18 protein-coding genes are annotated in these 20958 nt (G+C 60.0%); 4 read left to right on the top strand and 14 right to left on the bottom strand.

Annotated features, from left to right (window positions below; translation table 11 throughout):
- The first annotated feature begins 240 nt into the window (after positions 1 to 240).
- Positions 241 to 1131: a site-specific integrase gene (locus tag ACA068_RS15680; protein ID WP_497310606.1), complete on the top strand. Its 891-nt coding sequence runs from the start codon at positions 241 to 243 to the stop codon at positions 1129 to 1131.
- 10 nt (positions 1132 to 1141) lie between these two features.
- On the opposite strand, the gene ACA068_RS15675 is transcribed toward ACA068_RS15680, so the two are convergent.
- From ACA068_RS15675 to ACA068_RS15630, 10 genes are all read right to left on the bottom strand, one after another.
- Positions 1142 to 2212 carry an ABC transporter ATP-binding protein gene (locus ACA068_RS15675; RefSeq protein ID WP_497302982.1) on the bottom strand — a complete coding sequence of 357 codons (1071 nt, stop codon included), beginning with the start codon at positions 2210 to 2212 and terminating at the stop codon, positions 1142 to 1144.
- Positions 2209 to 3807 (bottom strand): ABC transporter permease, encoded by a 1599-nt coding sequence (locus ACA068_RS15670; RefSeq protein WP_497302981.1) that lies wholly within the window; start codon positions 3805 to 3807, stop codon positions 2209 to 2211. The genes ACA068_RS15675 and ACA068_RS15670 overlap by 4 nt, the downstream gene beginning before the upstream one ends.
- Before the next feature lie 3 nt (positions 3808 to 3810).
- Positions 3811 to 4824: an iron ABC transporter substrate-binding protein gene (locus ACA068_RS15665; RefSeq protein WP_497302979.1), complete on the bottom strand. Its 1014-nt coding sequence runs from the start codon at positions 4822 to 4824 to the stop codon at positions 3811 to 3813.
- A 207-nt stretch (positions 4825 to 5031) separates the two neighbouring features.
- Entirely contained in the window at positions 5032 to 5592 is a 561-nt protein-coding gene (locus ACA068_RS15660) for a PqiC family protein (RefSeq protein ID WP_497302977.1), read from the bottom strand.
- A 16-nt stretch (positions 5593 to 5608) separates the two neighbouring features.
- The gene (locus ACA068_RS15655) at positions 5609 to 7264 is read right to left on the bottom strand and encodes a PqiB family protein (protein ID WP_497302975.1); all 1656 of its coding nucleotides are present in this window, start codon (positions 7262 to 7264) and stop codon (positions 5609 to 5611) included.
- Positions 7245 to 7904: a paraquat-inducible protein A gene (locus ACA068_RS15650; RefSeq protein WP_497302973.1), complete on the bottom strand. Its 660-nt coding sequence runs from the start codon at positions 7902 to 7904 to the stop codon at positions 7245 to 7247. Before ACA068_RS15650 ends, ACA068_RS15655 begins: the two co-directional genes overlap by 20 nt.
- On the bottom strand, positions 7901 to 8497 hold the full coding sequence (locus ACA068_RS15645) for a paraquat-inducible protein A (RefSeq protein WP_497302972.1): 597 nt from the start codon (positions 8495 to 8497) through the stop codon (positions 7901 to 7903). The genes ACA068_RS15650 and ACA068_RS15645 overlap by 4 nt, the downstream gene beginning before the upstream one ends.
- 226 nt (positions 8498 to 8723) lie before the next feature.
- Complete coding sequence (locus ACA068_RS15640) at positions 8724 to 10016, bottom strand: NAD(P)/FAD-dependent oxidoreductase (protein WP_497302970.1); 1293 nt, start codon at positions 10014 to 10016, stop codon at positions 8724 to 8726.
- Positions 10013 to 11101 (bottom strand): polyamine ABC transporter substrate-binding protein, encoded by a 1089-nt coding sequence (locus ACA068_RS15635; protein WP_497302968.1) that lies wholly within the window; start codon positions 11099 to 11101, stop codon positions 10013 to 10015. Before ACA068_RS15635 ends, ACA068_RS15640 begins: the two co-directional genes overlap by 4 nt.
- 144 nt (positions 11102 to 11245) lie before the next feature.
- Complete coding sequence (locus ACA068_RS15630) at positions 11246 to 12604, bottom strand: glutamine synthetase family protein (RefSeq protein ID WP_219097407.1); 1359 nt, start codon at positions 12602 to 12604, stop codon at positions 11246 to 11248.
- A gap of 161 nt (positions 12605 to 12765) precedes the next feature.
- Between ACA068_RS15630 and ACA068_RS15625 the strand changes: the two genes are divergently transcribed.
- Positions 12766 to 13680, top strand: coding sequence for a helix-turn-helix domain-containing protein (locus ACA068_RS15625; protein WP_497302966.1), 915 nt, complete (start codon positions 12766 to 12768; stop codon positions 13678 to 13680).
- A 64-nt stretch (positions 13681 to 13744) separates the two neighbouring features.
- On the opposite strand, the gene ACA068_RS15620 is transcribed toward ACA068_RS15625, so the two are convergent.
- On the bottom strand, positions 13745 to 16132 hold the full coding sequence (locus ACA068_RS15620; protein ID WP_497302964.1) for a DUF3772 domain-containing protein: 2388 nt from the start codon (positions 16130 to 16132) through the stop codon (positions 13745 to 13747).
- A 169-nt stretch (positions 16133 to 16301) separates the two neighbouring features.
- Here ACA068_RS15620 and ACA068_RS15615 point away from each other — a divergent pair, with 169 nt between their 5' ends.
- A complete protein-coding gene (locus tag ACA068_RS15615; protein ID WP_497302963.1) occupies positions 16302 to 16598 on the top strand; it encodes a hypothetical protein in 297 nt (98 codons plus the stop codon).
- A 160-nt stretch (positions 16599 to 16758) separates the two neighbouring features.
- Entirely contained in the window at positions 16759 to 17214 is a 456-nt protein-coding gene (locus tag ACA068_RS15610; RefSeq protein WP_497302961.1) for a hypothetical protein, read from the top strand.
- Here the strand turns inward: ACA068_RS15610 and ACA068_RS15605 are convergent.
- The 3 genes from ACA068_RS15605 to ACA068_RS15595 are packed head-to-tail and all read right to left on the bottom strand — an operon-like array spanning position 17199 to position 20887.
- On the bottom strand, positions 17199 to 18224 hold the full coding sequence (locus tag ACA068_RS15605; protein ID WP_497302959.1) for a DUF2955 domain-containing protein: 1026 nt from the start codon (positions 18222 to 18224) through the stop codon (positions 17199 to 17201). The two genes, ACA068_RS15610 and ACA068_RS15605, sit on opposite strands and share 16 nt — an antisense overlap.
- Positions 18214 to 19353 carry an HlyD family secretion protein gene (locus ACA068_RS15600; RefSeq protein ID WP_497302958.1) on the bottom strand — a complete coding sequence of 380 codons (1140 nt, stop codon included), beginning with the start codon at positions 19351 to 19353 and terminating at the stop codon, positions 18214 to 18216. Before ACA068_RS15600 ends, ACA068_RS15605 begins: the two co-directional genes overlap by 11 nt.
- A complete protein-coding gene (locus ACA068_RS15595) occupies positions 19346 to 20887 on the bottom strand; it encodes an efflux transporter outer membrane subunit (protein ID WP_497302956.1) in 1542 nt (513 codons plus the stop codon). Before ACA068_RS15595 ends, ACA068_RS15600 begins: the two co-directional genes overlap by 8 nt.
- Between the last annotated feature and the right edge of the window lie 71 nt (positions 20888 to 20958).

Below are 20958 nucleotides of genomic sequence, written 5' to 3'. Positions count from 1 at the left end.
ATTTTGTGAAAGGAACATGAAAAACCGGTCTTCGAATCGTTTATCTGAAAGTCATACAGCCACTGTTCAGACTTCTGCCGTTCATCACGATTTTTGGAAGAAAAGTCCTGCCGAAGTGTTCCGCTTTATATGAACGATGTTTCAATCCTTAGTTGTTTTTTACTGAATTGTTTCCACTCAAGGCCGTTTCGTTTGATTGACTTAGCTAATACCGATCCTGTTGCTTCGAAGACCAACCCGATGACCGTCTACCTGGCCCGACTGGCGCCCTCCAGTCAGTTGACCATGCGTTACGTTTTGCAGGATGCGGCCGACCGTTTGGGTTTCGAAGACATGAGCGTCGAGGAGATTCCCTGGCATCAGCTTCAACCCGACAATGTGATTGCGCTGGTCGCGGCCCTGCGCGAAGACGGGTACGCACCGAATACCTCGTCGCTGTACGTCAATGCGGTGCGGGGGGTGATGAATGAAGCGTGGCGCATGAGTCTGATCAGCCAGGAACATTTACTGAAAATGCGCTCGGTGAAGGGCATTGCCGGCACGCGATTGTCCCAGGGCCGCAATCTCAGGCGCTCGTTGATTCAGGAGATGATGGCGGTGTGTGCCGCCGACCCGCGTCCTCAAGGGTTGAGAGACGCAGCAATCATCGGGATTTTGTACGGTTCGGGTATGCGCAAATCCGAGTCGGTGAACCTGGACCTGGCACAGGTGGATTTCAGCGAGCGCAGCTTGCGGGTCACCGCCAAGGGCAACAAACAGTTGATCAAATACGCGCCGGCCTGGGCCTTTGAAAAACTGCAGGCCTGGCTGGAACTGCGCCGTTCGCACCTCAAGGAAGGCGAGGTGGACGACCCGTTCCTGTTCAACCGTATTCGTCGTGGCAGCCACATCACCCGCGAGCGCATCACCAAACATGCGATCTATTACATCGCCCGGCAGCGCGGCGCGCAGGTCGGGGTGAAGATCATGCCGCATGATTTTCGGCGCTCGTTCATTACCCGGGTGATCGAAGAGCACGACCTGTCGATCGCGCAAAAACTCGCTCATCACAGCAACATCCAGACGACGGCCAACTACGATGTGCGCGATGACAACGAGCGGCGTCGGGCGGTGGACCGCTTCGATCTCTGATGGACTTGATTCACGGTTCACTCAACACATGTGCATGGCCGATGGTCGATACGTGAACGGCGCTGCCAGCGGGCGGCGCGTACATGCCAGAGCTGCGCACCATCAATGATCGACCGTGAGGATCGCCGGCGACGGTAGGTTGCAACTCCACGGTCAAGGTGCAGGTGTTGCCGCTGAAATCCCGCTCGGTCACCACGGCGCGGCATCCGGCAACTTCGGTCGGACTGGGCTGGATGCTGACCAGTTGCAATTGCTCGGGGCGCAGCATGATCTGCGCCGATTTGTTGTTACGGTGATTGTTCACCGGAATACGGCCCAGGTCGCAATGGGCCCAACCGGCCTCGATCCGGGCGGGCATGACCACGGCATCCCCGAGAAACAGCGCGGTTTGTTCATCATCGGGATAACGGTAAAGGTCCAGCGGATGGCCCGACTGCACCAGCCGACCGTCGCGCATGACCGCCAGCTGATCGGCAAACGACAATGCTTCACTCTGGTCATGGGTGACCAGGATGGTGGTGACACCGGCATCGCTCAGCAGTCGAGCGACCATTTTGCGCATGGCGCCCCGAAGGCCGGTATCGAGGGCCGAAAACGGCTCGTCCAGCAACATCAAACGCGGTTGCTGTGCCAACGCTCGAGCCAGTGCCACTCGCTGTTGCTGGCCGCCGGAAAGCTCATGGGGCCAACGTTGGGCCATGCTCGAATCGAGGGCTACGCTGTCCATCAACTCGGCGATTCGCTGTTGCTTCGCGTCGCCTTTGGTTGAAAGCCCGAAACCGATATTGGCGGCCACGGTCATGTGCGGAAACAGGGCGCCGTCCTGGGGAACATAGCCAATCAGGCGCTGATGCGCCGGGACCTCGTGGGTGTCGTCGACGAGTGTCTGACCCTCGAGCGAAAGGCTGCCCGTGTCCGGAAATTCGAAACCGGCGATCATTCGCAGCAACGTGGTTTTGCCTGAGCCTGAGGGGCCGACGATGACTGTTCGGCTACCTTTCGGCACCGACAGGCTGACGCTCTCCAGCGCTCGTTGGGAACCGTAATATTTGCAGATCGAGTGGAGCTCCAGAGCGTTCATCGTCCAGCCGTTCGTTTGGATTGGTGATAAAGAATTCCGGTCAACGGAAGTGACAGCACAATCATCAGCAAGGCGTAGGGGGCCGCGGCGGCATAGTCGATTTCGCTGGTCAGTGCCCAGAAACCGGTGGCCAGGGTGCGTGTGCCGTTGGGGGCGAGTAGCAGGGTCGCGGTCAGCTCGTTGGTGATTGCCAGAAAGACCAATGCGGCGCCTGCGGCCGCACCCGGCGCGGCCAGGCGCAGGGTGATCAGCCACAAGGCCCGGGCGGGCGAGCGGCCGAGGCTGCGCGCCATGTTTTCCAGTTCGACCGGTGCCTGCGCGATGCCTGCACGCAAACTCACCAGGGCCCGGGGCAAAAACATCAGCAGATACGCCAGCAATACCGTGATCGTTGTCTGGTAGATCGGCCGGGCGAAATGGATGGTGATGGTCACCAACGCCAGGGCCACGACGATCCCGGGCAACGAGCTGGTGATGTAGTTGCAGCTTTCCAGCAATCGCTGCAGCCGCCCCGGTGAGCGGATCGACAGCCAGGCAATCGGGATGGCGGCGCAGGTGGTGAGGACTGCGCCGCAAATCCCGAACAGCAGGGTTTGTTCCAGCGCCGGCACAAGCTCCGCCCAGTCCCAGACTTGCGTGCCGCCCGCGATCAGCCATCGGCCCAAAGTGATCAGTGGCACACCCAGTGCCAGCGCACAGGTGGTGATTTGCAGCATCAAGCCAAGCACGGTGGCTTGCGCGTCCAGGCGCACCACCCTTTGCTCACGCGCGCTGCCGGAGCCGACCCGGGCGTAACGCGCCGTACCGCGAGCGGCCGATTCGGCGGTCAACATCACCAGGCAACACAGGGCCAGCACGCTGGCCAGCATGTGGGCGGCAGGGCCATTGAAGGTGGATTTGAACTGATCGAAGATCGCCGTGGTGAAGGTGTCGAAGCGAATCATCGCGTACAGGCCATATTCGGCCAGCAGGTGCAGCCCCACCAATAGAGCTCCGCCGCAGATGGCCAGGCGCAATTGCGGCAGCACCACGCGGAAAAAGATTGCCCGGGGCTTGAGTCCCAAGGATTCGGCCACGTCTTCGATCGCCGGATCGAGCCGGCGCAACGTCGCTGCAATCGGCAAGTACAGGAACGGGAAGTAGGCGATGACTGAGACCAGCACCCCGGCAAACAGGCCGTGAATTGGTGGGGCCAGGCTGACCCACGCATAGCTGTGCACGAAGGCCGGCACTGCCAGCGGCGCGATCGCCAACAACGACCAGCCGCGTCGCCCCGGCAGGTTGGTGCGTTCCGTCAACCAGGCCAGGGCCAGACCCAGCACAACGCACAGGGGAATCGTGATCACCACCAGCAACACGGTGTTGGTCAGTAACTCGCCGACCCGTGGCCGGAAAACCAGGGGCCCCAATGTTGCCCAACCGGTTTGTATCGACACGCCGATGACGAAGGCTATCGGCATCAGCGCGAGTAACGAAACCAGCACCGACAAACCGATCACCCACGCGCCACCGCGACCGGCGAAAACGCCACGGGCGCGGCGTCGCAGGTTGTCGGGTATCGCGGCGGGGATACCCGTTGGCAGGGTTTCAGGCATCAATTAAAGCAGTCCCGCCTGAGTCATCAGTTCCACGGCTTTTTTGCTGTCGAGTTTCGAAGCATCGACCATAGGGGCGTCGAGCTGCTGCAAAGGCACCAGTTTTGGATTGGATTGGGCGTTTTTGCCCACGGCGTATTCAAACGATTTGCCGGTCTTGAGAATCTCCTGGCCGTCCTTGCCGGTGATCCATTTCAGCAGCGCCTGGGCTTGCTCCTTGTGTTTGCTGGACGCGAGAACCCCGCCTCCCGAGACGCTGACAAAAGCGCCGGGGTCCTTGTGCTTGAAGTAGTGCAGGGCGGTGTTCTTGCTGTTTTCGCCGGTCTTGGCCTGGTCGCCGAAGCTGTAATAGTGATAAATCACGCCGCTGTCGATCTGTCCTGCATTGACCGCCTTGAGCACCGAGCTGTTGCCGCGATAGGCGGTGAAATTGGTTTTCATCCCTTTGAGCCACTCCAGCGTGGCCGCTTCGCCCTTGAGTTCCAGCACTGCGGCGACGATCGCCTGGAAATCGGCACCGGCCGGCGATGCACCCCAGCGACCTTTCCAGTCAGGACCGGCGAGGTCCATCAGCGACTTTGGCAAATCGGCTTCGGGCAGTTTGCTCGGGTTATAGACAAACACCGTGGAGCGCGCGGCGATCCCGACCCATTTGCCGTGGGCCGGACGATAAGCCGCATCGACTTGCTCCAGAGTGGTCGGCGCAACCGGTGCAAACAGCCCCGCGTTGTCCACCAGCACCATCGCCGGGGAGTTTTCAGTCAGGAATACGTCGGCGGGAGAGGCGGCGCCTTCCTGCACGATCTGGTTGCCCATCTCGGTATCGTCGCCGTTGCGCACAGTGACCTTGATGCCGGTTTCCTTGGTGAAGCCCTCGACCCAGGCTTTGGTCAGGCTTTCGTGCTGTGCGTTGTAGACCACGATGCCGTCGGTGTCCGCTGCAAACACCTGTCCGACACTGAGCAGAGCGGTGGCCAGCAAGGCTGTTTTGAGGAAGGAAGGAATAGGGGTGATCATTCTGTCGGCAGCTCCTGTTCTTTTTAGAAGTCATGCACGTCGATTCGCTGGCAAATCGATGCGAACCGTCTGCAGGGTGTGAGTCGCAGGGAATGTAGAGCGCAAAATGAGAAATCAACGTCAAAGAGACCATTAATACATGTCATTTTCATTCAGATTAGCAGCACCTCGGCCCCTTGCCCGATGGATCTGAATCAAACGATGTCGTCACTGGGTCGAAGGGCAGCCTTTCGATGTTCCGCCGGCGGCCTGACTGATCGCTGCGGCCAGACGCTTGACGTTGTTCTGATGGGCCACCACCAATTCATCAATGCTGGGGCCTGAAGGGGTCTGCAACGTGCTGCGGCAGGTCACCAGCGTGGTATCGCTCTCGCCGAAGTTACGCAGGCGCCATTTGACGTCGATCAATGCGTATTGCCCTGGAACCGAGTCGAAGCGCTGCACATCCAGGCGCACGGACAGTTTGCGCTGAGGATTGTTGTTGAGCAGTTGATCGACCAAGGCGCTGCGCAATTCATCCACCAGGCTCGCGGCCCACCATTCGGTTTCGAGTATCGCCAGGCCGCTGTTGCCCTGGCGGATAACGATCTGCGGACGATCGACCTGGGGCGGCACGCTGAGGCTTTCAATCTGGATCTCCGCAACACCGCCTCTGGATTGATTACCCAACTGCGCCGGAATCAGGGTGTGAAACTGAATCGGATCACTGCGGCAAGCGGTGAGCAGTAACAGCGCGGTGACCACGGTGATCTTTAGCGGAAAAGCCATGGTGTTACTCCTGTGGTCAGTTGCGCGGTGGCGCCTGCAGATCCATCGGTGCGGCGTTGTTGGGGCGGCCGCGAATCAGCGATTCAGGATGCCGTCCCAGGTAGTCCGAGAGTTCACGCAAGGAGCGCGACATGCGTCCGAGTTCGTCCAGGGTCTGGGTCAGTTGTTCGCGCTGCGGCGAGTCTTCGGCCAGCGTCGAACTGGCTGATTGCAGCGTCTTGCTGACGTCGGCCAGGGTGGTTTGCACGCCCGGCAGGGTCTTGGCGTTGAACTGGGCGAGGCCTTTGCGCAGTTCGACTAGGTTGCTGTCCAGATTGCCGGCAATCCGCTCGATCGGCAGTTTGTTGATCTTGTTGACCATGCCTTCGAGTTTTTCCTGCAACTGTTCGAGGCTGCCCGGAATAGTCGGAATACTGACCGGACGGGCGCTCGGATCGAACGCGACTTTCTCGGCATTGGGGTAGAAATCCAGCGCTATGTACAGCTGCCCAGTCAACAGATTGCCGCTGCGGGCCTGGGCGCGCAGACCGTTCTCGATAAAAGAGCCGATCAGGCGCACGCCTGCGGCTTCATCATTGGGATCATGATTCAGCACCTTGAGCATTTTGGTGTGGGCCAGACCCAGGCGCTGCGGGTAGATCACGACGCCGACGTTGACCGGGAAGCTGCGCTTTTTCGCATCGAAATCCAGATTGATCGACACCACTTTGCCGAACTCCACGCCGAGGAATTCCACCGGTGCATCGACTTTGAGGCCGCGCAGGGCCTGGTCGAAACGCAGGCTCAAGTATTGGCCCTTGCCACTGGGTGGGGCGAGGGCGGTTTGCTGGTCGGGGAACAGTTCATAGGCATACTCTTCTGCCGCCGGTTTATCGTTGGGGCTGTACTCCGGCGCGCGGAAGGCGATGCCGCCCACCAACAGCGATGACAACGACTCGGTCTTCACCGCAAACCCATTGGCGCCGACGCTGACATCAATACCGCTGGCATTCCAGAACCGGGTGTTTTCGGTGACATAGGCGTCATTGGGCGAGTGAATGAACAGGTCGATATTCACGCCTTTGCCGTCAGGGTCCAGCGCATAGCCCACCACTTGGCCGACCGGGATTTTTCGGTAATAGACCGGCGAGCCGATGTCCAGCGAACCGAGGTCCTGAGTGTGTAAGGTAAAGCGCTTGCCCGGCTCGCCATAGGTAATCGGTGGCGGGTTTTCCAGGCCTTTGAAGTTTTTCGCGCGATTGTTGGCCTGGCCGATGTCGGCGCCGATGTAGTCGCCGGAGAGCAGGGTGTCGATGCCCGAGACGCCACCGGCTCCGATACGCGGACGCACCACCCAGAACTGCGAGTCTGCGCGAGTGAAGCTTTCCGCCTGTTTGGCCAGTTTGATCGTGGCGTTGACACTCTTCTGGTCGCTGCTCAGTTCCACGTCCGAGACCTGACCGATCACCACATTGCGGTATTTGACCTCGGTTTTGTTGGCAGTTAGGCCGCTGCCGGTATTGAACGTGACGGTGATGGTCGGGCCTTCCTGCATCATGCTGTGGACCACCAGGGAAATGCCCACCAGTACCGCGATGATTGGCACGATCCAGACCAGCGAAACGCTGAAACGACGAGTCTTGATTGGGGCCTGGCCAGGGGTGTGCGGCCCGTCAGTGGCTTGCGACTTCATCCATGTCCTCCTCGGTGTGTGAGTTTTTATCCTGCTCGTTATCCCAGATCAGGCGCGGGTCGAAACTCATCGCTGCCAGCATGGTGAACACGACCACCAGACCAAAAAACAGAATGCCCGGGCGCGGCTGGATATCGGCCAGGGCTTGAAACTTCACCAGTGAGGCCACCAGGGCTACCACGATTACATCGAGCATGGACCAGTAACCGATGACCTCGACAAATCGGTACAGCTTCGATCGCTCCTTGCGCGCCCACAGGCTGTCGCGATGCACCGTGATCAGCAACAGCATCAGGGCGACGAACTTGATGCCCGGCACCGCGATGCTGGCGATAAAAATGATCAGGGCGATGTCCCAGGCGCCGTGCTGCCAGAACTCCAGCACGCCACTCATGATCGTGCTGTCGGCGCCGTTGCCGACCATTTTGGTGTTCATCACCGGCAGCAGATTGGCCGGGACGTAAAACACCAGGGAGGTCAGCAGGTAGGCCCAGGTGCGGGTCAGCGAGTTGCTTTTGCGGTGATGCAACGGCGCGCCGCAGCGCTCGCATTCGTCGGGATTGAGGGTCATGTCACAGGCCAGTCCGCAGCTGTGGCACAGGCACAGGTTGAGTTCGCTGGCGACCGGAGGCCTTGTCATAAGGTGTCCCACAGGTCGCGGACATCACGCCCGGCGATGCGGATCATCATCAGGCTGAGCACGGCCAGGGCAAACAGACCGATGCCGGGCAGTACATCCAGCAACCCGGCAAGTTTGATCACCGCTACCATCGCCCCTAGCAGACAGACTTCGAGCATGCTCCAGGGCCGCAAGGTTTCCAGCCAGCGCATGCAGAACTTGAAACCGGGCGAGCGCCGGGAGGCGAGGGCATAGCTCAGCACCCAAATCAGCAACAACAGCTGGAAAATCGGTGCGATGATCATCGCGATCGCCGCCACCATGGCAATGAACGTGATCGGCCCCAGGCTCAGGGCCAGCACCGAATCCCATAGGGTTGCGCTGTTTTTAAGGCCTTTTAGGCTGATGCTCATGACCGGGTAGAAATTGGCGAAAATCCACAGCATCAACGCGGTATAGGTCAACGCCAGACGTTGCTCCACCGTCAGGCTGTTATAGCGCTGGAGCACGCCGCCGCAGCGTGTGCACAGGGTTTTTTGATGTTTGGCGAGCGTGACTTTTTCATACACGCAGTCGCAGTGCTCGCAGATGATCAGTTGGTCAGTCGTCGCCATAAGCCGCACTCGCCAGGACGCAGGAAAGTCAGAGCACCCCCTCAATATAGAAGTGCCTTGCGATTGAGCAAATCGAAAGGCTTAAACAACTGATTTACCGCGTTATCGTTCATCGCGAGCAGGCTCGTTCCCACAGGGATCGTCGTCGTTCACAAATATTGTGTTCGCTGAAGATCCTGTGGGAGCGAGCCTGCTCGCGATAGCGGTGGGTCAGCCAAGTTGATTTCTAGCCGAGCATCTCGCGTAGGCGATACCAGAACATGCCTAAGGCCAGCAACGGCGAACGCAGCATCGGCCCGCCGGGAAAGGTCATGTGCGGCACGGCGCTGAACACGTCGAACCCTCGACTGTGCCCGGCATGAATCGCTTCGCCCAACAGCTTTGCGCACCAATGCGTGACGTTCAGTCCATGCCCGGAATACCCCTGGGCGTAGAACACGTTCGGGTGCTGACTCAAGCGCCCGACCTGCGGAAAACGATTGGCCGAGATGCCAATCCGCCCACCCCATTGATAGTCGATGCGCACATCGCGCAGTTGCGGGAAGACTTTGAGCATCTGCGGGCGCATATAAGCCGTGATGTCAGCCGGATCACGCCCGGAATAATGACAGGCCCCGCCGAACAGCAAGCGCCGGTCTGCCGAGAGCCGGTAGTAATCCAGGCCGACTTTCTGGTCGCACAACGCCAGATTCTGCGGGATCAATTGCGCGGCAACCTCAGCTGCCAAAGGCTCGGTGGCGATGATGTAGCTGCCGGCCGGGAGCACCTTGCCGCTGAGTTTCGGTTCGAGTTCTTCCAGATGCGCGTTGCAGGCCAGCACCAGGCTACCGGCGCGTACGGTGCCCCCGGCACACCGAACCTGCACCGTGCTGCCATGGATCAATTCGAGTACCGGGCTCTGCTCGAAGATCTGCACGCCAAGGGAGTGCGCCAGCTTTGCTTCGCCCAGCACCAGATTGAGCGGATGCAAATGACCCGAACCCATGTCGACCAGGCCACCGGCGTAGACGCCTGAATCCACTACTTGCTGCCGGATCTGCTCCGGCCCGACCAGACGGGTTTCATGGGCGTAACCTGATTCCGCCAGACTTTGCTGCTCCGCCTTGAACGCAGCGAACTGCGCCTTGGTGTTGGCCAGTTCGCAGAACCCCCAGTGCAGGTCGCACTCAATCCCGTGTTCACGGATGCGATTGCCCACCAGTTCCACCGACTCGATCCCCGCACGCTCCAGATAGCGCACGCCGTCCGCACCGACGTAACGGGTGAAACCGCTGACGTCATGGCCGATGCCGCGGATCAGTTGCCCGCCATTGCGCCCGCTGGCGCCCCAGCCGATCCGCCGTCCCTCCAGCAGAATCACCGAGAGGCCACGCTGAGCCAGTTCGATGGCGGTGTTGACCCCGGTGAAACCGCCGCCAATCACGCAGACGTCGGCCACAAGGTCCGAGGTCAGCGAGGGGTAGGGCGTCAGGCCATTGGCCGTGGCCGCGTAATAGGAATGTGCGTGTTCGTTATTCATTTGTTGGACTTCACTTTGCTCCAGGAACGGGTCATCAAACGCATGATCGCCTGGGGCGGGGTGGTCGAAACGTAGAGTTTGTCGAGGACTGCCTGCGGCGGATAAACCTCAGGGTTGTTCACCAGCTCCGCGTCCATGTAGGCCTTGGCGGCCGGGTTCGGGTTGGCGTAGCCGACCGAGACGCTGACCTTGGCAATCACTTGCGGGTTCAGCAGGTAGTTGATGAAGGCATGGGCTTCTTTCGGGTTGCCGGCATCAGCAGGAATCGCCAGCAGGTCAAACCACAAGTTACTGCCTTCCTTCGGAATGGCGTAGGCGATGTTCACGCCGTTTTTGGCTTCCTTGGCCCGGTTTGCGGCCTGGAACACGTCACCCGAATAGCCGAAGGCCACGCAGATGTCGCCGTTGGCCAGGTCCGACACGTATTTGGAGGAGTGGAAATAGGTGATGTAAGGCCGGATGCTCAATAGCTTGGCTTCGGCCTTTTTAAAGTCCTCGGGGTTCTCGCTGCGCGGGTCCATGCCCATGTAGTTGAGGATCGCCGGGAACACTTCATCGGCCGAGTCCATCATCGACACGCCGCACTGGCTGAGTTTCTTGATGTTTTCCGGTTCGAGCAGCACTTCCCAGGAATCGATGCGGTCGATGCCGAGCACTTGCTTGACCTTGTCGACGTTGTAGCCGATGCCGTTGGTGCCCCACAGGTACGGCACGGAATGCTCGTTACCCGGATCGTTTTTCTCCAGCAGCGCCAACAGCTTCGGGTCCAGGTTCTTGAAGTTGGGCAACTGCGCACGGTCCAGCTTGAGGAAAGCGCCGGCCTTCACCTGACGGGCGAGGAAGTGGTTGGACGGCACGACCACGTCATACCCGGAGCGGCCGGCGAGCAATTTGCCCTCCAGGGTTTCATTGGAATCGAAGACGTCGTAGATCACCTTGATCCCGGAGGTGGCCTGGAAGTCGGCGAGGGTGGTTTCGCCGATGTAATCGGTCCAGTTGTAGACGCTGACGGTGGGCTGAGCCTGGGCAACGGCACTGAACAGCACGGCCAGCGCGGCCGGCGCGATGGATTTCAATAGACGCATTCGACACCTCTTTAGTTATTAGACTGTGTAGGAGCGAGGCTTGCCCGCGAAGGCGGACTGACTGTCAACGATGATGTTGAATGGACCGGCCTCTTCGCGGGCAAGCCTCGCTCCTACAGGGGAACGCGTGATCTCGCGTGGTTTTCAGACACTGAGCATCAAGAACTCACGCTCCCAGGAGCTGATCACGCGCTTGAAGTTCTCGTGTTCGGCACGCTTGACCGCGACGTACCCGCGCACGAATTTGTCGCCCAGATACCGCCCGATGGTTTCGCATTCTTCCATCTGCGTCAGCGCATCTTCGATGGTGATCGGCAGGCGCAGGTTGCGGCGCTCGTAGGCTCGACCTTGCACCGCTGCACTCGGCTCGATGCGTTCAACCATGCCCAGGTAACCGCACAACAAACTGGCCGCAATCGCCAGGTACGGGTTGGCGTCGGCCCCCGGCAAGCGGTTCTCCACGCGCATCGAATCCGGCGTCGAGGTCGGCACCCGCAGGCCGACGGTGCGGTTTTCTTCGCCCCATTCGACGTTGACCGGGGCCGAGGTGTCCGGCAAGAAGCGACGGAACGAGTTGACGTTGGGCGCGAACATCGGCAGCACTTTGGGGATGTACTTTTGCAGGCCGCCGATGTGGTGCAGGAACAGTTCGCTCATCGTGCCGTCGGCATTGGCGAAGATCGGCTGACCGGTGGCAATGTCGACGACGCTCTGGTGGATGTGCATGGCGCTGCCGGGCTCGTCGCCAATCGGCTTGGCCATGAAGGTCGCGGCAACGTTGTGCTTGAGTGCCGCCTCACGCATGGTGCGCTTGAACACGGTGATCTGGTCGGCCAGGTCCAGCGCGTCGCCATGACGGAAGTTGATCTCCATCTGCGCCGGGCCGTCTTCGTGGATCAGTGTGTCGAGGTCCAGGCCTTGCAGTTCGCACCAGTCGTAGACGTCTTCGAACAGCGGGTCGAATTCGTTAGCGGCATCGATGGAAAACGACTGACGACCACTTTCCGCACGGCCCGAACGACCCAGCGGCGCCTTGAGCGGCAAGTCGGGGTCTTCGCAACGTTGGGTCAGGTAGAACTCCATTTCCGGCGCAACAATCGGCCGCCAGCCTTTGTCGGTGTACAGCTGCAGCACTTTCTTCAGCACGTTGCGCGGCGACAGTTCGATCGGGTTGCCGAACTTGTCGAAGGTGTCGTGGATCACGATGGCGGTCGGCTCGATCGCCCATGGAATCACGTACACCGCGTCGGCGACGGGCTTGCAGACCATGTCGATGTCGGCCGGGTCGAGCAGGTCGTAGTAGATGTCGTCATCGACAAAGTCCCCGGTTACCGTTTGCAAAAGCACACTTTCCGGCAGGCGCATGCCTCGCTCATGCAGGAACTTGTTGGTAGGTGCAATTTTGCCGCGTGCAATGCCGGTCAAGTCACTGACCACACACTCGACTTCGGTAATCTTGTGATCTTTCAGCCACGTGAGGAGCTGATCGAAAGGGGCATTCATAAAGACCTCGTTATTGGTTTTTTTAACGCCGGGGAGGATGGTTTCATCCACCACACACTTCCCCTGAGACGCGTTGACGACTATCTTGGGCGAGCCTTGCGGTTCCATCTATCCACTTTCAGCAGCACCAAAACGCACCAAACGAGTGCGTAAGGTCATTCATGTCAGCGTCCAGTCCAATACAGGTTCAAGCGTTCAACACCGACGATGTCGCCGCGCAGATCCGCGCCACGCCGGGTTGGGTCCAGCATTATCAGCAGATGTCGCCGGGGCATTTCGCCGGGCGCGTGCGCTACCTGGACCTGCAAGGCGTGGAGATTTACGAAGAGCAGATGAACACCCGGGTCGAACAGAATTTCAGCGCGCCCGAGGGTTCGCTGGCGTTCTGTTTCGACCGCAGCGACAACGCGCTGTACGTGTTGAATGGTGAAAGCCGCAACATCTGGATCACCCCGGAGAACTACCAGGAAGTCGCCGTGGTGTTCGGTCCTGAGTTCGTGCAACGTCACGGTTTGAATGTCGCGCGGCTGGAAGGCTTGTTCATGTCTCCGCTGAATTCGGGGCAGAACGCATTGTTCAGCCGCTGGTTGAGCGGCACCTTGACCCGGCTCGCCGAAACGCTCGACCCACCCAGCAAAGAAGCGCTGACCCAGCAACTGCTCGAAGACTGCCTGTACATCCTCGACAACGCCTGCGTGTGCCTCGATCGCGGCGGTCTGCAACGCCGCACCGAAGAACGTGCGGTGATGAAGCGCATTGGTGAATGGGCCGCCGATTCACCGGAAGAAACCCTCAACCTGCTGGAGCTTTCCCAAGTGGCCGGGGTTTCACTGCGTCAGTTGCAGCACGCGTTCAAGGCCTTCACCGGGATGACGCCGACCCATTGGCTGCGCCTGCGCCGCCTCAACAGCGCCCACCGCGAATTGCTCGCGCGAACACCGAATGACACGACTGTTGCCGAAGTGGCGATGAATTGGTCGTTCTGGCATTTGGGACGGTTTTCTAGCAGTTATCGGGCGTTGTTCAAGGAGCTGCCGAGTGAAACGCTAAAACGCCATCACCCGTGCAGGAAGTGATTCGCGAGTTCCTCCTCGCCGACAGGGCGCAACACCTTCCTGAAAGCCCGGCTGCTCTCGTTGTTCAAGCCGTGGGCGCGGGTTTCGCCAGTTCAATACCCGCCGCACCCAATCGTTTGAGGATTTCAAACAACAGATCGCTTTTGGTCGTGCCGACGATTCTCGGGCTGCTGACGTAACCGGTGACCGTCAACGTGATGCCTTCGGGGCTCAGTTTGCTGAATCGAACGAAGGGTGCCGGTTTATCGAGGATGGTTTCGTGCTCCTGGTAAGTGTCGAACAGCAGGTTTTGCACTTGCTCGGGGTCGATGTCCAGCGGGAACATCAGCTCCAGTGTCGCCACCCCTTGGGCGCTGCCGCCGAGGGTGACGTTGCGCAGGTTCTGCGAAATCAGTTGTGAGTTGGGCACGATGACGATCGAGCGGTCACTGAGTTGTATTTCGGTGGCCCTGACGTTGATACGGCGGATGTCGCCTTCGACGCCGCTGATGCTGATCAGGTCGCCGACCTTGACCGGGCGTTCGGTCAGGAGAATCAGGCCGGAGACGAAATTCTTGACGATTTCCTGCAAACCGAAACCGATCCCCACCGACAGGGCACTGACAATCCACGCCAGGTTGGTCCACTGGATGCCAAGGGAAGACAACGTCAGCAGAATGACCAGGGCGTAGCCGATGTTGGCGAACAGTGTGCTGAGCGAGGCACACATGCCGGGGTCCATGTCGGTCTTGGGCAGGAACTCGTTATCCAGCCATCGGCGCAGTGAGCGAATCAGGTAGATGCCGATGAACAGGGCCAGCAACGCATTGAGCAAGTGGCCCGGAATGATGTTCAGTTTGCGCAGGCCGTCGCCCCCGAGAATGGCGAACGTCTGGGTGAACAATTGCCCGAGCGTGGTGCCGACGCCACCGACAAACAGTGAAATGACCGCCAGCAGCAATAACCCGGCGCGACTGACACCGGACAGAATGATCGACACTTGCTCAAGGCGTACATCACCGATTCCGAGCAATTGTTTGAGCGCCTTGCCGCTGGGGCTCTTGGATGAAAACAGGTACTCACAGCTGTCTTTGAACAATTGCATCAGCAAGTAGAAGCCCGACAGGATGATAAAACCCCAGACCAGTTGGTACGTGATGAACCGTGCCAGGGAGACGTAGCCGATCAGCAGCGCAAGCAGCGATACAATCGTCGCAATACCGGCCAACGAATAAATCAGGCCAGCGAGGGTAGTACTCGATTCGGGTGCTTCCCCGGTGGCCGCGACGGCTCTGCGGACTTTGCTGGCACGGCGGAACAACGTGCCGATAATCAGCGTGACCACCAGCGCGACCAAACCGCGACCAAAGAGAATGGCGGGCGGGCTCATGCCCGTGACGTTGGTGATTTGTGCCAGCCCGACCAGAATCAGTAGCGTGACGGCCAGTATTCTGGGGAAGGGCTGGATCGCCAGCGCCACGGGATCGGAGATGGCCGGCAGTCGCCAGGAAGGATGGCGGGTCGACAGCAGCGCCCGGCTCAGACCGGTAATCAGGATGCAAACGTAGATGACTTTTTCGAATTCATCGGCAAAGTTCTGAATCAACGGCGACAACGGTAATTGCCGGGTGAGCGCATAAAACAGCAGTTGCATTGCAATAGCAGTGGTCAGCACCGTGGCCACGACAGAGGCCAGTGCGAGCGAACTCCGACGCAAACGTCCTTCCGGCATTCGATGAATACACACCCAGGTCAGCCCACGCTCGGCGATTCTTCGGCCCCAGGACCAAATCCCCAGGGCCAGTACGATCAATGCGGCGGCAAACAGGCGTTCGCCAGGTTGCCAGGCGGCCTTGATTGCGCTGATGGCTTGCTGGATAAAATCACTCAGCCGCTGGCGGTCCTCCTTCAGCGGATTAAATAACGGCGCCCAGAACCCCGGCCCCAGAATACTGCCGCTGCGCAGCGTGACCTCGGTTTCCAGCAGGCTGCGGCGAATGCCGGCGATTTGAATGATGAGACCGGCGGCGTTGTTTCTAAGCGCCGTCAGGGTTTTCAGATTGGAGTCGACCTTGGTCTTTTGCTCGAACAGATAGGCTCTTTGCGTCGCAATATCGGTTTTCTCGGACGCGACATCCTCTTGCGATACCGGCCCCAACACATCCAGTTGCGCTTGCAGTTGCTTCTGCTCGGGCAGCAGGGATGACTGCAGGCTATCCACATCATTGATAAACAACTGAACGGAATCTTGCAGGCCGACCATCTGGGTCAGGTTATTGGCCAGCGAAATCTGTTGTTTGATTCGGTCAAGGCGGATTTGCAGGTCTTGCAGATCACTCTGAGAGATTGCGAACGACGAAGTGCCCGATACAGCGGTTGGAGTCGCCGGCATGTCGGCGGCCGACAGCGCTCCGCTACTGGTTCCAAGCAGCGTAAGCACGACGAAAATCATTAACTTCAATGCATTACGCATAAGAGTGCTCGACTCTGTTGTTGGTCGCTCAACTTATGAGGGTAGGCCATCACGCCAAAACGATCGAAAAAAATCCGGTTCATCGTCCGGATCCGGCAATACCGCGCTGGGAGTGGATGCCGCGTGATCTACACTCTTGGTTGCTCAACAAGGCCCCGGGGAAGTCAACATGAACAAGCTTTCGTCTATTGGCCTGTGTGTTCTATTGTCGGTTTCATGCACCCAGGCCTGGGCTGAAACAGTCGTGCCGATGCACGGACAGACCTCGCAACAAATCCAACTCGATATTGACGACTGCCATGACGTAGCGCTCAGCCAGGGCTCTGCACCGGTGCCTGCTGCAGGTACAACCGTGGCGGAACAGCCCGGGCGTCAGCATGACGAGTTTTATGAGGGGGGCGATGACGCCGCGAAGCTGGCGTATACAAACTGCTTGCAAGGGAAGGGTTATCAGGTGAACCCTTAAAGGGGGGGGCGCGCCTGCACCGGTCTGATGAATTGCATCCACAGAGAGCAGGTGTTGGTTGAACTACACTTCATGTTGCTGAATCAAGCCCGGAATCAGTCATCAGCGTTTTACCCACGCGGTGTTCTTGCAGAGTGACGGGCTGAGCCTGGAGGTGGTTATGAGCAAGGTATCGCCCATCTGCTTGAGCATCGCATTGGCGGTTACATGCACCCAGGGTTGGGCTGCATCGGTCGTTCCGATGAAAGGGCAGAGTTCGCAACAGACCCAGTTGGACATCAATGAATGCAACAGCATCGCGGCCAGCCAGGCCGCGTCGACGGCGCCGCCTCCCTCCGGAGGGCGCCTGAAAGGTGCTGCCGTGGGGGCCGCCGCCGGAGCGGCCGGGGCCCAGGTGCGTGGTAATCAGCATGACGAGGTTTATGATCGCGTCGATGACGACGTGAAGCAGGACTATCGGCAGAATCGCGCCAAGGAAACTGCCGCCGCCGGCGCGGTGGTCGGCGGTTCGCGTCAGCGTCAGGAGCGCCGGGCGCAGCAGAAAACCAGCGCCGCGAACACCTCGACGGCGTACACCAGTTGCCTGCAAGGCAAGGGCTATCAGGTCAATCCCTGAGCTTTTTGCGGCCGTTGCTCGAGCAGATACACCATCAGGCAGGCATACAACGTCACGGCGAGGAACAAGCCCATGCGCACCGCAAACGCGGTGTATACGTCCTTGCCGGCGATGCTGTCCTGAACCGACTGGCCCAACAGGATAATCAGCGTGATCAGGGTGTTGAGCCAGAACCCCGGGCTGAACCGGGTCGGGCTCAGGGCATAGAGTTTGCGCGCCAGTACCAGGCCGAACAGCAGCATCCACAGATAGAACATCCACAGGTGCACAAACAGGCTGAGGGCGCTCCAGAACAGGATCGCCAGCAGGCCTGCGAGCAAGGTCGACCCGACGAGTTCACGGCCGGCGTTGTGGGCGTTGGTCGTAGAGCTTTGCTGACCCAGGCTGACAGCCTTGAGGATGATCGGCAGGTAACCGGCCGGGTCAATCAATGCCAGCAGGAACGTCGGCAACACGATCAGGGTTGCCCGTAGCGCCACCCGACTGACTTCTTCGGCGGGCAGGGTGGGGGCGGGTGGCGGCAAAGGGGCATTTGGCGGATCCGGGAATAACCCGTGACTGAGCGCCACGACCACAACGGCGAGCAGCAAGCCCTTGACCAGGGCACCGATGACCATCGCCGCCAGATCGAATTCGGCGACGCCGGCCGAGGAAATCATCGTCAGGCCAATCACCAGAAAGGTCACGATCAGGGCATTGCCGCCGCGCAGACCAAAGCGGAACACCAGGAACAGACTCAAGCCGACCAGCAGCACGCCGCTGACGGGGTAATAACGCAGGATCGGAATCAACAACAGGCCAAGGCCCGTGGTCAACATCGCGGCCAGTGCGAGCACCACCCCCGCCTTGAGCGGCAACGGGCGATTGAGCGAGGCCAGCAGGATCAGGCACAGCACAGGCGCGATAAAGGGAATCGGCAAGCCCAGGCCGAAGCTCGTGGCAAGGCACAGCGCCGTGCCAGTGGCGAGACGCAATGCGCGCTGTTCCCGGGGCGTGCGTTTAGTAGGCATAGCTCAGCCAGCTCATGAAACCCACAAACAGCCGGCCCAGCGGGTTCAGTGGGTTGCCTTGAGTAGGGAAAGCCATGACTTCGGCCTGCCCGCCGGCACGGATGGCGCGGCTGTCACGCAAGATTTTTCGGGCGTCTTCGGAGAGCTCGATAATCACCGGAAAACGCTGGGCCGGTCGCAGCCAGTCACGGCTGTTCTGCACACTGGGCAAGGTGCCAGGCGCGGGTGTCTGTCCGACACTGACCCCATAACCGACACTGCGCACGCGTCCGTCAAACACTTCGCCCGGGAATGCATCCAGGACGATCGCCACGGGCGTATCGACTTTCACCAGACCGAGGTTGTTTTCAGTCATGTCCGCGCTGATCCAGACATCGTGGATGGCAATCAGGGTCATGACCGCACCACCGGCCGCGGCGAACTGTCCGGCGTCGGTGCGCAGGTCGGTGACCAGACCCGCCGAACGGGCGCGAATCTGCGTATTGGACAGATCCAGCTCGGCTTTCGACAGCGCCGTGGCGGCGCTACGCAGCAGGGCGTTATCTTCCTCGCTGCCGCCTTCTTGCTCGCGCGCTCGTTGCACTTCGGCGCGGGCGGCAGCGACCTGGCTGACCGCCTGTTCACGATTGGCGCGAGACACTTCGAGCAAACGCACGGAAATGGTTCCGGGGTCTTCGCGGTACAAACCTTCCAAGCGTTGATTGTCCTGTTTCGCCTTGAGTTCGTTGGCCTGGGCAGCGCGCAAGTTGGCTTGCGCCGAGGCGATGCCGGCAGTGCTGGCGCCGATCTGCCGACGGGTCGATTCAAGGTCTGCGCGGGCGCGGTCGACGGCGATCTGGTACGGCTGCGGGTCGACCTCGAACAGCACGTCGCCGGCCTTGACGTCCTGGTTGTTGCGCACGTTGACGCGGATGACCCGTCCGGCAACTTCCGAGGCGACCGGAATGACAAAAGCACCCACCCGGGCTTGTTGCGTATAGGGCGTGAAACGGTCGGCCGCCAGGTACCACGCCAGGCTCAGGAGGATCAGGAGCAGCACCCATTTGATACCTTTTTTCGCTGGGTCGGCGGCAGGCTCAGGTGGCTTGGGGGAGGGCGCCTCGGGGACAGGCTGCGCGGCTTCACTCATGGCTGTTTACCTTGTGGGGCAGAGGGGCGGCGGGCTCGCTCAGCAGGTCGCCCCAGTCGGTGCGTTTTTCCATCTGCTGGCGGGTGGCTTCATCGACTTTGGGCTGGGCGCTGTACCAACCGCCACCGAGGGATTTGTAAAGGGCAATCAGATTGCTCACGGCGTTACTGCGGGCGACCAGGTAGTTGTCCTGTTGGTCGAGCAATGCGCGCTGGGCATCGAGCACGCGCTGAAAGTCCGAGTACCCTTCGCGGTACTGCGCGCTGGCCAGCACCAGCGAGCGTTTGGCCGCCACTTCAGCCTCGCTCAGGATGCGTTCGCGCTCCAGCGATTTGATCAAACCAGTGGCGGCATCGTCCGCCTCGCGCGCTGCTTGGCGGACTTTGTCACGGTAGGTCTCGATCAGTTGCTGCAACCGCGCATCCTGAACGCGCACGTTGTTGCTGATCTGACCATGGTCGAACACGTTCCAACGCAGGCTGGGGCCACCGATAAGGTCCAGGCTTCTGGACGTACCGTTGAGCGTGTCGGCCGACCAGACGATGCTGCCGAGCAAGGTCAGCGACGGATAGAAATCACTTTCGGCCACGCCGATCAATGCGGACTGGGCGGCGACATTCAGCTCGGCGGCGCGCACATCGGGCCGACGCAGCAGCAGATTGGCCGGTACATCCTGGAGTACGGCGCGATCGACCAGCGGGATCAAACCTTCGTTTTCCACTCGCTGCGGTAACGCGCCGGGCGGTTGCCCGATCAGCACGGCCAGGGCATTGCGCGTTCGTTGCAGCTGGTCTTCGAGGCTGGGGATAGTGCTCAGGGTGCCGAGGTATTGGGTTTTGGCCTGTTGGAGGTCGAGTTCCGCTTGCTGGCCGCTGTTGAACAGCTTTTCGGTGATCTCGAAATTACGCTTTTGCTGCTTGGCGTTCTCCTGGGCGACGCGTAACCGCGCCTCGGTGGTGCGCAACGAAAAGTAGGTGTCCGCGACCTGGGCGCGCAGCAATACCAGCACGTCTTCATAGTTGGCCTGGGCCGCAAAATAACTGGCGTCGGACGATTCGATGGCTCGGCTGAAACGACCCCAGAAGTCCAGCTCCCAGCCAATGTCGAACCCGGCGCTGTATTGCCAGAAATGGCTGTCCTGGGGATTGGTACCACCCGATTGCCGGCGATTGAAGTACAAGCTGTCGGCGCTGGCCTGCTGCAGTTGCGGGTACAAACCGCTTTGCGCAATGCCCAACTGGGCACGGGCTTCCATCACGCGCAGGCCGGCGATTTTCAGGCTGGAATTATGAGCATCCGACTCGGCGATCAGCTGATTGAGCAGCGGATCGTTGAAGACCTGCCACCATTGGCGGATATCCGGATTCGTTCCGCGTTGACTGGCGTGTTCTAAGGCCGCGGTGTTCCAGTGTTCGACCCACGTTTCGCCCGGCGGCTGAAAGTCCGGGCCCAGCCGCACGCAGCCACTCAGGCCAAGTACGCCGAGCAAGAGGAGGTGGGCTGGCAGTCTCGGCAAGGAACGGCCTCGATGCATCGCATATCGTCCAACCAGGAAAGGTCACTGGAGCATAGCCGTCCAAATGAACAACCGGCTGCTAAGCTTCT

The organism is Pseudomonas sp. LBUM1660, assembly GCF_059695935.1.
Note: the sequence above shows the minus strand (reverse complement) of the source record. Positions and strands in the feature narration are given on the sequence as shown.

Coding starts and splice junctions, on each gene's coding strand:
- ACA068_RS15645 (WP_497302972.1), bottom strand. CDS start 8,497: ATGGCGACGACTGACCAACTGATCATCTGCGAGCACTGCGACTGCGTG.
- ACA068_RS15595 (WP_497302956.1), bottom strand. CDS start 20,887: ATGCATCGAGGCCGTTCCTTGCCGAGACTGCCAGCCCACCTCCTCTTG.
- ACA068_RS15630 (WP_219097407.1), bottom strand. CDS start 12,604: ATGAATGCCCCTTTCGATCAGCTCCTCACGTGGCTGAAAGATCACAAG.
- ACA068_RS15650 (WP_497302973.1), bottom strand. CDS start 7,904: ATGACAAGGCCTCCGGTCGCCAGCGAACTCAACCTGTGCCTGTGCCAC.
- ACA068_RS15610 (WP_497302961.1), top strand. CDS start 16,759: ATGAGCAAGGTATCGCCCATCTGCTTGAGCATCGCATTGGCGGTTACA.
- ACA068_RS15615 (WP_497302963.1), top strand. CDS start 16,302: ATGAACAAGCTTTCGTCTATTGGCCTGTGTGTTCTATTGTCGGTTTCA.
- ACA068_RS15605 (WP_497302959.1), bottom strand. CDS start 18,224: ATGCCTACTAAACGCACGCCCCGGGAACAGCGCGCATTGCGTCTCGCC.
- ACA068_RS15680 (WP_497310606.1), top strand. CDS start 241: ATGACCGTCTACCTGGCCCGACTGGCGCCCTCCAGTCAGTTGACCATG.
- ACA068_RS15665 (WP_497302979.1), bottom strand. CDS start 4,824: ATGATCACCCCTATTCCTTCCTTCCTCAAAACAGCCTTGCTGGCCACC.
- ACA068_RS15655 (WP_497302975.1), bottom strand. CDS start 7,264: ATGAAGTCGCAAGCCACTGACGGGCCGCACACCCCTGGCCAGGCCCCA.
- ACA068_RS15640 (WP_497302970.1), bottom strand. CDS start 10,016: ATGAATAACGAACACGCACATTCCTATTACGCGGCCACGGCCAATGGC.
- ACA068_RS15660 (WP_497302977.1), bottom strand. CDS start 5,592: ATGGCTTTTCCGCTAAAGATCACCGTGGTCACCGCGCTGTTACTGCTC.
- ACA068_RS15620 (WP_497302964.1), bottom strand. CDS start 16,132: ATGCGTAATGCATTGAAGTTAATGATTTTCGTCGTGCTTACGCTGCTT.
- ACA068_RS15600 (WP_497302958.1), bottom strand. CDS start 19,353: ATGAGTGAAGCCGCGCAGCCTGTCCCCGAGGCGCCCTCCCCCAAGCCA.
- ACA068_RS15675 (WP_497302982.1), bottom strand. CDS start 2,212: ATGAACGCTCTGGAGCTCCACTCGATCTGCAAATATTACGGTTCCCAA.
- ACA068_RS15625 (WP_497302966.1), top strand. CDS start 12,766: ATGTCAGCGTCCAGTCCAATACAGGTTCAAGCGTTCAACACCGACGAT.
- ACA068_RS15635 (WP_497302968.1), bottom strand. CDS start 11,101: ATGCGTCTATTGAAATCCATCGCGCCGGCCGCGCTGGCCGTGCTGTTC.
- ACA068_RS15670 (WP_497302981.1), bottom strand. CDS start 3,807: ATGCCTGAAACCCTGCCAACGGGTATCCCCGCCGCGATACCCGACAAC.